14 protein-coding genes are annotated in these 10,240 nt (G+C 40.4%); 12 read left to right on the top strand and 2 right to left on the bottom strand.

Going from position 1 to position 10,240, the window contains the following annotated elements; genetic code table 11:
• Positions 1–154 precede the first annotated feature (154 nt).
• On the bottom strand, positions 155–985 hold the full coding sequence (locus HMPREF9078_RS00155) for a S24 family peptidase (protein WP_009418688.1): 831 nt from the start codon (positions 983–985) through the stop codon (positions 155–157).
• A gap of 442 nt (positions 986–1,427) precedes the next feature.
• Between HMPREF9078_RS00155 and HMPREF9078_RS11380 the strand changes: the two genes are divergently transcribed.
• The 4 genes from HMPREF9078_RS11380 to HMPREF9078_RS00140 all read left to right on the top strand — a co-directional run bounded on the left by HMPREF9078_RS11380 (position 1,428) and on the right by HMPREF9078_RS00140 (position 3,022).
• Positions 1,428–1,625, top strand: a complete 198-nt coding sequence (locus tag HMPREF9078_RS11380; RefSeq protein ID WP_009418687.1) for a hypothetical protein — start codon at positions 1,428–1,430, stop codon at positions 1,623–1,625.
• A gap of 89 nt (positions 1,626–1,714) precedes the next feature.
• On the top strand, positions 1,715–1,993 hold the full coding sequence (locus HMPREF9078_RS00150) for a hypothetical protein (RefSeq protein WP_009418596.1): 279 nt from the start codon (positions 1,715–1,717) through the stop codon (positions 1,991–1,993).
• Between the two features lie 193 nt (positions 1,994–2,186).
• Positions 2,187–2,699 carry a host-nuclease inhibitor Gam family protein gene (locus HMPREF9078_RS00145; protein WP_009418686.1) on the top strand — a complete coding sequence of 171 codons (513 nt, stop codon included), beginning with the start codon at positions 2,187–2,189 and terminating at the stop codon, positions 2,697–2,699.
• Between the two features lie 119 nt (positions 2,700–2,818).
• Positions 2,819–3,022 carry a hypothetical protein gene (locus HMPREF9078_RS00140; protein ID WP_034542351.1) on the top strand — a complete coding sequence of 68 codons (204 nt, stop codon included), beginning with the start codon at positions 2,819–2,821 and terminating at the stop codon, positions 3,020–3,022.
• A gap of 20 nt (positions 3,023–3,042) precedes the next feature.
• On the opposite strand, the gene HMPREF9078_RS00135 is transcribed toward HMPREF9078_RS00140, so the two are convergent.
• Positions 3,043–3,315, bottom strand: a complete 273-nt coding sequence (locus HMPREF9078_RS00135) for a hypothetical protein (protein WP_009418684.1) — start codon at positions 3,313–3,315, stop codon at positions 3,043–3,045.
• A gap of 228 nt (positions 3,316–3,543) precedes the next feature.
• On the opposite strand from HMPREF9078_RS00135, the gene HMPREF9078_RS00130 reads away from it, so the two are divergent.
• From HMPREF9078_RS00130 to HMPREF9078_RS00095, 8 genes are all read left to right on the top strand, one after another.
• On the top strand, positions 3,544–4,107 hold the full coding sequence (locus tag HMPREF9078_RS00130) for a hypothetical protein (protein ID WP_009418683.1): 564 nt from the start codon (positions 3,544–3,546) through the stop codon (positions 4,105–4,107).
• Between the two features lie 134 nt (positions 4,108–4,241).
• Positions 4,242–5,414, top strand: a complete 1,173-nt coding sequence (locus HMPREF9078_RS00125; RefSeq protein ID WP_009418682.1) for a DUF2586 family protein — start codon at positions 4,242–4,244, stop codon at positions 5,412–5,414.
• Between the two features lie 142 nt (positions 5,415–5,556).
• A complete protein-coding gene (locus tag HMPREF9078_RS00120) occupies positions 5,557–5,973 on the top strand; it encodes a hypothetical protein (protein ID WP_009411049.1) in 417 nt (138 codons plus the stop codon).
• Between the two features lie 80 nt (positions 5,974–6,053).
• Complete coding sequence (locus HMPREF9078_RS00115) at positions 6,054–6,344, top strand: hypothetical protein (protein WP_009411050.1); 291 nt, start codon at positions 6,054–6,056, stop codon at positions 6,342–6,344.
• A 194-nt stretch (positions 6,345–6,538) separates the two neighbouring features.
• Positions 6,539–8,152 (top strand): tape measure protein, encoded by a 1,614-nt coding sequence (locus tag HMPREF9078_RS00110; RefSeq protein WP_009418681.1) that lies wholly within the window; start codon positions 6,539–6,541, stop codon positions 8,150–8,152.
• A gap of 3 nt (positions 8,153–8,155) precedes the next feature.
• A complete protein-coding gene (locus HMPREF9078_RS00105) occupies positions 8,156–8,752 on the top strand; it encodes a DUF6046 domain-containing protein (RefSeq protein WP_002674106.1) in 597 nt (198 codons plus the stop codon).
• Positions 8,752–9,717, top strand: coding sequence for a hypothetical protein (locus HMPREF9078_RS00100; protein WP_009418680.1), 966 nt, complete (start codon positions 8,752–8,754; stop codon positions 9,715–9,717). Before HMPREF9078_RS00105 ends, HMPREF9078_RS00100 begins: the two co-directional genes overlap by 1 nt.
• Complete coding sequence (locus tag HMPREF9078_RS00095; RefSeq protein ID WP_009418679.1) at positions 9,714–10,205, top strand: hypothetical protein; 492 nt, start codon at positions 9,714–9,716, stop codon at positions 10,203–10,205. The genes HMPREF9078_RS00100 and HMPREF9078_RS00095 overlap by 4 nt, the downstream gene beginning before the upstream one ends.
• Positions 10,206–10,240 lie beyond the last annotated feature (35 nt).

Raw genomic sequence — 10,240 nt, 5'->3', positions numbered from 1 at the left:
GGAGACTTCTCCCAAGGAGAGGGGGTGTAGGGACGGAAAAGGGAAGAAATGACGAGGGACGAATAACGAGGGGAATATGAGGTTGTGGCACGAGACGCGGTATAACTTTGGCAAAGTATAGGACAAAAAAGATTCGCAAACCAATTCTGATAGGCTATAAAATAGGTTTGTTGTGATGTTCTAATTGTTCTACACGTTCGGTTAGGAACTGAACATTGGCTTCTAAATCGGCGATTTTTTGGTACTCAGGGATAGGGTCGAGGAACTCGAAAGAGAGGTGCATTTTACATTCCCATACTTCTTTAATATCTTCAGCTCTAACAGTAATATGTGGGTAGTCGCGATTATCGGATTTGCAATACAGACTGCCATACTTTCTTATTTTGTTTAAAACCCGTTTTACAATCACTCCGTCGCGCTCTGTAACTACTACGCACACCCTGTTATCTGAGAGCCACTCCCAATTTTCGACGAATTGCCCTACCACATAACTGCCGTCTTGCAGGGTGGGGAACATAGAGAGTCCGTTTACTTGAAACATTCTGAAAGTGCCGTTTCGCATTTCGGGGAGGTTGTACATAGGGAGTTCTTTTATGTATTCGGGGTCTTCATAACCATTGAGATAGCCCGCTTGAGCGTATATAGGCACTAAGGGTATGGGGTTAAAAAGCTCATCTTCTTCAACCACTACCACCTTGGGAGTTAAATCTCTTCCTTCTACTTTTAAAGGTTTGATAATTTCTACACGAGGAGTTTCGACAATCTCCTTGTTTTTTAACATAGGGCCTTTACCTGTGAGCAACCATTCGTAATTTACTTCGAAAGTAGTAACAATTTTTTCTAAAACATTAAATTTAGGTTCTGTTCCAGCTATGTAATTTCTAATATTTGCTTCATTAACCCCTAATTTATTTGCAAAATCACTATTATTACCGTTGGAAAAATGGTCTACTAGTTCTTTTATACGAAAATTAATTGTACTCATAATCAATAATTTAAAAAATAACACGAAAAATAATTCGAAAAAAATTTGCGTATATCGAAAATTTATTCGAATTTTGCACCGTAAAACAAAATGAATAGAATAATGAGCAAAAGTACAAAAATTTTATGGATAATCGACCTTATGGTAGTAGAAAAATTAGCAAATTAGTAAAATTAGCAAATTTGAAAATTAGAAAATGAGAGAAGCGTACGAAATTATATTTTTAATGAAGAACACCTAAAAGGTAGAAATTAAAAACAAATTAGTTTCAAAAAAAAATCAGGGCTTTGCCTTGTAGAGAGGCAATTAAACGTAAGAAGACGTAAGAATTTTAAGGGATTATTAAAAAGAAATCCTGTAAAGTCGGCAAGTTAGTGTTGCTGAGAATGTGACGATTGATTATTAGGGTTATAAATTGAATTAATATTAAAAATTAAAAACAATGAGAATACATTTAAATGAAGTCAGTGACTATGAGTATGTACAGCGCAAGCTCCGCGAGCAAGCGGTTGTGTTGTTAGAAAAAGCCAAAAGTTATCATCAGCCTGTGCGCTATTTGCCCAGAAGAATTAGTGGGCATAAGGTGAACTGGTGGAGTGAGCTGAAAAAATATGGACGGCTTGTAGTGAATAGGGATTAGGTTTCAGGCATCAGGTTTCAGGCATTAGAGAAAGCGATGCAAAAGTGGATAGTAAAGTGAAAAATAACAAATAACAAAAAAAAATTACAATGAATAGATTTTTAGAATATACCCAAGCGCTTGCTCTTGATAGTTTTTTGCAGGTGCTTACTTTTGAGGAACGACTACAAACCTCACAATACCGCGCGGGACGTACGAACGAGGTACCTGCTCGTGTGCAAGAACTACAAACGTGGGTGGAACAGAACGGTTGGCGTGCCCCTATCTTTAAATACGACGAAGAGCGACACCTGCTTTGGTTGGACGAGCAAAGGGAGTGGCAACCAGTAAGAAAGCATCCGCTTTATAAGGTAAAAGATAAAAGGTAAAGGTAAAAGGTAAAGCCAGCGATGGGCTCACAGCTGGGTATGTGAGTAAAAGGTAAAGCCTGTGATGGGCTAAAGGTAGGGTAGAGGGGAGAATTTTAGAATTAGTAATACCAATCAAGGGTTGGATTAACAAATTGATTATGAACCTCTCTCTATTTACATTTAAAATTAACGATTAAAAAACAATACAAAAATGGCAAGAACAAAAAGAATAATCCCTACTGGGGTAACTAAAACACAAATGGAGAATGCTTTTTCTACTTATGCAAAGGCAGAGGCGCGAATGACTAAAATAAATGCGTTGATAGAGAAGCAAATTGCAACTATACGCAATAAATACACGAATGAATTGGCGACTCTTAAAGAAATAAAAGACACCAATTTTGATGTGTTACAAGCCTATGCATTAGCAAATAAAGACAGTTTATTTGTCAAGAAGAAATCACTTGACAGTTTGCACGGTACCATAGGGTTCCGCACAGGTACGCCGAAACTGAAAACGCTAAAAGGTTTTACGTGGAATACGGTAACAAACCTGCTGAAAGAATTTTTACCTGCTTATGTGCGCATAGCCGAAGAACCAGCTAAAGATAAGCTACTTGCCGAACGCAACAATGAGCAAATAGCTGACTTCTTTCCAAAAATAGGAGTAGTGGTAACTCAAGATGAGACTTTTTTTGTGGAAGTGAAGGGGGAGCTTAGGTAATAGGTCCCAGGCCCCAGGCAAAAGGGAGTGAGATGCAAAGGTGAAAAAAAAACTTTGGTAGAGTTATTCTTGACTCTACCAAAGTTGGTAAGAAGTTTAACATTAAAAAAATGAAACATATGAAATGTGATAATACACAACAGCGCAAAGAGCGCTTGCAAAAACGCAATGAAAAAGTGCGTCAACTTTTTGAAGAACTGAGTGCCAAGCACCCTCAGTGGAAGGTAGATGCTCTTGTAGAGGAGGTGGCGAACATTATGTTTTTATCACCTCGTACTATTGTAGCAATACTTTCTTTTCAGGGCGGTTATGGCGAAAGATAGTCCCCACAAAGGGGGAGCTATTATTCTATCAGCAGTGAGCCCTGAGGGGTAAGGGTTACGTTTTTCACGGGTATACCGTCGTACTCCAATTGCTTTTTTACCTCAATAAGCATTTCGGTATAAAGGTCGTCGGCGAGCATTTGGGCAATACCCACACCCACTTCGGGGTGCTCTTTCCACTGTCCTTTTTCGGCAGTAAGAATAGCTTTTTGATGTTGGGGCTCAGATAAGCCTACTTGAAAATCACCTTCAGCAAGGTGCAAATCGTTTTTGATTAAGAGTAAATCTTTCATTTTACACATTTGTTATTTGTTGATGGTGCAAAGGTCGTACATATAGATGAGGTAAGGAAAAAGACGTTCAACGCTTGTACCAAATTAGTACAATGGTTGGGGAAAATAAGTACAAGGCTTGTTTGCCGATTTTCAGAACTGAAAAAACCGCCGGAATTTTGCACCGTAAAACAAACGATAGAAGTGCACTTACAATTAAAATAATGTATAACAAAAAAAATTAAAGAAATGGGAAAAAGTAAATCAAACTATGCCATTACAGGGCTTAGTGGTAAAGTAGGGAAAGTGTTTGTATTTCGCCAACGCGGAGGAGAAACTATTGTCGCTACCCCTCCTTCACACACCAAAGCTCCCAGTGCCTCTCAGAAAGCACAACAAGAGAGATTTATACGCGCTTCGGCATATGCCAAAAACGCTTTGCAAGACCCTTCGCTAAAAGAGGATTATACAGCAGAGGCTAAAAAGCGCAGGAATGTATCGGCTTATAATATGGCGATGACTGACTATTTGCGCGCTCCTAAAATTGCTCATATAGACCATTCAGGCTATACAGGTAGTGCCACAGGAGAGAAAATAATGATAGAGGCGGGCGATGCTTTTAAGGTCGTAGCTGTGAAAGTGCGTATTGAAGACCACGATGCTACTCTTGTGGAAGAAGGTAGCGCAACTCTTGTACAGGGCAAATGGGTGTACACCACTACGGTTACTAATCCTTCGCTTACAGGTGATAAAATAATAGTAACCGCTACTGACCGCCCTGGTAACAATTCTAAAAAAGAGGAAAGCCTTTAACGATTGATAGTTAATAGAGAACCATTGTTTTTAGCTATTTTGCCTTTTTATTAGTAGAGTTACAATTAAGGATATAATAAGGGAGGGGTAGGGGGACATTTATTAAATAATTAACAAAAACACATAATTAAAAAATGGGATTACCAAAAGTATTATTTAACATTGCCAAGGATGGTATGAACCGTACAGGCAATAACATTCAAAAAGTTACTGGTCTTATTATTACAGGTAGTGGAGTAGCCAGTAAGGTAGAACTCGGGAAATCGTACCAAGTATTTTCCTTAAACGAAGCCGTAGCGTTGGGTATTTCGGAGGCTGAAAATGCTTTTGCTTACAAGCATATTAAAGCATTTTACGACCAAGCTCCTACGGGTACACCTCTGTGGGTAATGCTCGTATCGGACGCTACAACTATGACTGCAATGCTTGACAAAGACGGTGCTTTTGCTCCAACTCTCATAGCTGATGCCAAAGGTGCTATTAGGGTATTGGGTGTGGTGAAAAAAGCAACTGGTAGCGAAACTATTGCTGCGGGCTTAGACACTGATGTACAAACAGCCGTAGTGAAAGCGCAAGCTATTGCTGAGCACTTTGAAAAGAAGTATATGCCTTTTAGAGTAGTGGTATCGGGCAACAGCTGGAACGGCAAAGTAGCTGACCTTACTAATTTTTCGGAAAACGAACTCAACAAAGTGGCTTGCTTTATCGGTAATGACGATAAGGAGAAAGAAGCATCAGTAGGTTTGTTTTTAGGAAAAATGAGTGCTATACCCGTACAGCGCAAAATTCACCGTGTGAAGGACGGTAGTGTATTGCCATTGGTGGCTTATTTTACTGACGGAACTACTATTGACAGCAAAGCTGACCAGTGGGACGCCTTAGACGACAAAGGCTATATTTTCTTTCGTACCTTCGTAGGGCGTTCAGGCTACTATTTTTCAGGAGATAATACGCTTACCAAACCTACTGATGATTTTAAGAGTCTCAGTAGCGGATTGGTAATGGACAAGGCGTTACTTCTTGCTTATGGGGCTTTGGTAGAGGAATTAAGCGATGAGGTGTTACTTTCAGAAGAGGGAAGCATTCACCCTGCTATTATCAAGAGTTGGCAGACCAAGTTGGAGAACACTTTGCAAAGCGAAATGGTTTCGAAAGGAGAGCTATCGGCAGTGAACATCAATATAGACCCTGAACAGAAGGTGTTGCAAACAGGTAAAGTGGTAGTAGGGCTAAAACTCCTTCCTGTGGGTTATGCTGATTTTATTGAGGTGAATATTGGTTTTACCACAAAGAAAGAAGAAAATTAGGTGTGAGGTCGTAGCACGACAGGCAGAGAATTAGTAAATTAGTCGTAGCACGACAGGCAGAGAATTAGCAAATTAGTCGTAGCACGACGGGCAGAAAATTAGCAAATTAATAAATTAGTAGATTAATAAATTAGAAAAAAAAATGGGAACATTTAGTAGTAAACAGTATGCGTGGAGCGATATTTCGATTGCCTTTGGAGGACGTATTATTGCCGGGGTGACAGAAGTAGAATACACTGAGAAAAAAGAGAAATCGGCGCTTTACGGACGTGGGAGTAAACCTTTGAGCATTGTAAGAGGTAATCACAGTTTTGAGGGAAAGTTGAGCATTTGGCAAAGTGAATTGGAAGCAATGACGCGTGATGCCAAAAACAACGACATTTTGAACCTTAACTTCGACTTGGTTGTTGCTTACGTGCCCTCAGAAGGTGGACAAATAGTAACCGATATTCTCAAGAATGTGGAATTTACCGAAGTGAAAAAGGCAATGAAGCAGGGAGATAAAAATATGGTTGTAGAGCTTCCTATTATCTTCACTGATGTAAAACGCCAATCGTAGGTGTGAGCCACAGTCGTAGCACAACAGGCAAGTGAGAGCCACACAGGCGGGGAAATTAGAAATTAGCAAATTGATAAAAAATGGACGTAACAAAAGAACAAATCAAACAATGGAAAGCGAAGTACAAAGAAGTATTTGTATTGCGAGTAGATGACAAAGTAGCATACTTGAGAACGCCTGACCGCGCTACCCTGAGTTATGCTTCGACATTGGCAACGAAAGACCCGATGAAGTTTAATGAGGCTATCCTTACTAACTGTTGGTTGGGAGGAGATGAAGAGATTAAAACTGATGATGCACTTTTCCTTTCGGCAAGCAGTAAGCTTGGCGAATTGATACAGATTAAAGAAGCTACCTTGGAAAAGCTTTAAGCAGTGCGGAAATTGACGAGCCTCGGGATTGGTTGCGTATTACCAATGCCTCACTGCGTTACTATATGCACATTGCCAATCCCGATGCCCTCAATGATACTGAGTGGGCTATGCGAGTGAAAGAACTGGAATGGATTCGCCAAAAGGAGAGTGAATCGTATGGAGAATAAAAAAGTAAAGAAAAAAGTTTATAAATGGCAGAAAATCCAAAAAACACGATATCTTCTTTCTTTGATCAGACTAAAAGGTTAAAGGAGGTGGTTAATAACATTATAGACCCTATCTCGTCTTTACAGAAAATATTTAAGCAAGGTTTTACGGCAGACACCCAAAAGATGAGTCTGGCTACTTTTGTGCAAGGTAATATGCAAAAGGCACAAGAAATACATCAGAATCTCACACAATACAGTGGGCAAACGGCTTATGAAGTACCATCGCTTGTGAAGGCTCAAGAGAGTTTAATGGGAGCAGGGTTGGTTCCTGAAGGAGCATTAGGAATGCTCAAACAAATAGGAGATATTGCCTTGGGGGATAGCAAAAAGATAGAAACCTTGGCTACTGCCTTTGCCAAAGTGACCACACAAGGGAAATTGCAAGAAGCTACACTCACACAGATGCAACAGGCAGGATTTAATCCTTTGCAAGTGATAAGTGAGCGGACGGGCGAGACTATGACCTCTCTGCAAGAGCGAATGGACAAAGGAGGAATTTCGGCAAGAGAGTTGGCTGAGGCTTTCCGATGGGCAACTGATGCACAAGGAGATTTTTATCAAGGAGCTGAGAATGTGAACAGCACTCTACAAGGCAGGTTTACAGTTTTAATGGCTTCGATAGAATCTATAGCTGTAAAAGTATATGAGGTTATAAGTCCGTTGCTGATTCCGTTGGTAGCACTTTCTACGATGGTATTTGGAGCTTTGAATGAAGGATTGAGTTGGTTTATTCAAAAACTTCAAGAGGGGAACCCCATAATCCTTGGTATTGCAGGAGTGTTAGGAGTATTTATTACAGCTATCACATTGCATAACACTTATATGGCTATTGCTGCGGCGTGGCAGAACCGACTATCGTGGGCAGTGATTAAAACGAACTTAGCTTTTTTAGCTAATCCTATTGTATTGATTATAGCAGGCATCGTGGCACTTATTGCTATCATCACTTATTGTATTGTAGGCGTGAGCGGTTGGGGTAAAGCGTGGGATAACACTGTGCAAGGAATGAAATACTTGTGGGAAGCCTTTATTCTCACCTACAAAGCTCATTGGAATACGGCGGTCAATGCTTTTATGGCAGGTATAGACCTCTGTAAGTTGGCTTGGTATAAGTTTAAAGAGGCTGTAGGTTTGGGAGATAGTAAAGAGAACCAAGCGATGATAAGCCAAATACAAAACGACTTGCAAGAACGTGCTAAATCGGTAGCAGAAGGCTATAAAAAAGCAGGTGAGGCAGGAGCTAAAGCAAAAGAATATTTTGGTAAAGCGTGGAACTCTTTGGAGTTTAAGAGCCTTTCGAGTGTGAAAGACGGGCTAATGGGCAAGTTAGGCATAGGACAAACGGGACAAAAAACAAGTCCGTTAGCAACACCTATTGCCAGCACACCTTTTTCAGAGATGGGTAATAAAACCAAAGATAATATTGTAACAGGAGGTACCCGTCAAACGCATATCAACATACAGATAGGCAACTTGGGCACGGATACCAAAGTGTACGTATCATCGGTACGGGAAGGAGTGGAAAACTTTGGGGCGCAACTGAAAGAAGAGCTTTTGAGAATTGTGAACAGTGTAAACCAAATGCAAACAGTGTAATTTATGGAATTTGATATAAAAGAACTCACCGCACGGGCTTTTTTGGACTATGTAGGTCCAGCTTTCCCGCAGTGGTGGGCAAACAATAAAACGAAATTTGTACTGCCGAGTTTGTCTAACATTAGTGAGGCACGCAGTAATGGCAGTCAGTATTTTATGACGTTAAAAGTGGCTGATAAATCGGGGGAGCAAACGGTTTTCCCCAATGAGCCTTTGGTGAGTTTTTCGCTTACTAAAACCATTGTAGAAACGGCAACGGTAGGCAAACAACGCAAAGGTAAGGTGAAGGAATATATCACTACTGAAGATTGGCAAATTACCATAAGAGGACTGTGTGTAGATCCCAAAAATCCCGATCAATATCCTACGGCACAAGTACAAAGCCTTAACAAATTGTTTGAAAAGAATGAGAGTTTGGAAGTGATAGGCAATAAGCTCTTTACTCTTTTTGACATTGGTAACATCGTGCTCAAAGATATTAGCTTTGAGGAAATGGAAGGCAAAGAAGGTATACAGAAGTACACCATTAAAGCTGTATCGGATATGGACTTTTATGCGGAATTAGACGAGAAACGAACCCAACTTAACAAGATATACTAATGTTTGTACTACAAGCGATTATAAAAATAGGTGATTACACTTTTAGAGCAGTACACAACGTTAAAATCACCAAATCGGTAGACGAATTGGCGGACACCTGTACGATTGAACTGCCAACCCATTTTAAAGTAGCCAAAGGGGGCGAAAGCCTTTATACTGAAAAGGCTATCAAGGTGGGTGACAAAGTGAGTGTTACCCTTGCCTATGAGGGTGTGTATAGCGGAGTGGAGTTTGAAGGCTATGTAAAGAAGGTTAAACCGAGCATTCCTGTAAGCATAGAATGTGAAGACGCTATGTACTTACTTAGACGTAAAAATATCAGCAAGTCGTGGCAAAAAACAACACTTAGAGAAGTATTGCAGGAAGTTGTGAAGGACACGCCTATTGTGCTGGCGGACAATATTCCAGAAATGCAGTTAGACCAGTGGATTATTCGCAATGCGAACGGTACGCAGGTATTGGAGAAGTTGAAAGAAGAGTTTAGGCTAAGCGTTTTTATCAATGATGAAGGCAAGCTGTACGCAGGACTTTCGGAGCTTACCAATATAGGGAAAACAGCGCGTTATGACCTCAATTACAACATTGTTGCTAATGATTTGGAGTATAGGACTAAGGAGGAACGCAAACTGAAAGTACGTTACACTTATATCGACAAAAATAACAAAAAGAAGACAGTGGAAGAGGGAGATCCTGATGGTGAGCTAAGAACCTTTTATACTTCGGTAGTGAGTGAGGAACCTAAGCTACGAGAAATGGCAAGAGCCGAGATGGAAAGGCTGAAATACGATGGCTTTGACGGCTCTATAACGAGTTTCTTGGTCCCTTTTGCGACGAGAGGTATGCAAGCTCATATGATAGATAATGAATTGAAAGAGATAGACGAACGTTACTTTATTAAGAAAGTAGAAATTACCTTCGGACGTAATGGCGCACGTCGACAAGTAACCATAGGAGCAAAATTATGAGTATAGACAGAGAATTAGCAGAAGGGCTTAGGCAGATAGGAAGACGCAAAACACCTACCATAGCGGTAGAAGTGGTATCGGTAGACAAAGAAAAGGGCACGTGTGAGGTGAAGGACGACGAGCTACAATATACCGTGCGCTTAGCTTCAGTGATTAACGATAATGCTGAGCGGTTTTATCTTTTCCCCAAGGAGGGGAGCAGTGTGTTGATAGCTTCGATTGGGGAAGACGAGAACCGCTACTACGTGGTGGCTTATAGTGAGATAGAAAGCGTGAGCTTACGTATAGAAGAAACACAGCTTACAATAGACAAAGCAGGCTTGCACTTGCAACGCGGGGAAGTGGATTTAAGAAGTCTTTTAAACGAGCTTCTAACGGAACTTAAAAACGCGGTGATACAAACACCTTCGGGTATAGGAAATTTTTCTCCGAACAACGTGATGAAGTTTGAGGAGATTAATAATAAGATAAACGAATTATTACAGTAATCAGTAGTTAGTAGTCAGTTGCAAGTACTTGCAAC

This window comes from Capnocytophaga sp. oral taxon 380 str. F0488 (genome assembly GCF_000318255.2).
Taxonomy (GTDB): domain Bacteria; phylum Bacteroidota; class Bacteroidia; order Flavobacteriales; family Flavobacteriaceae; genus Capnocytophaga; species Capnocytophaga ochracea.
Note: the sequence above shows the minus strand (reverse complement) of the source record. Positions and strands in the feature narration are given on the sequence as shown.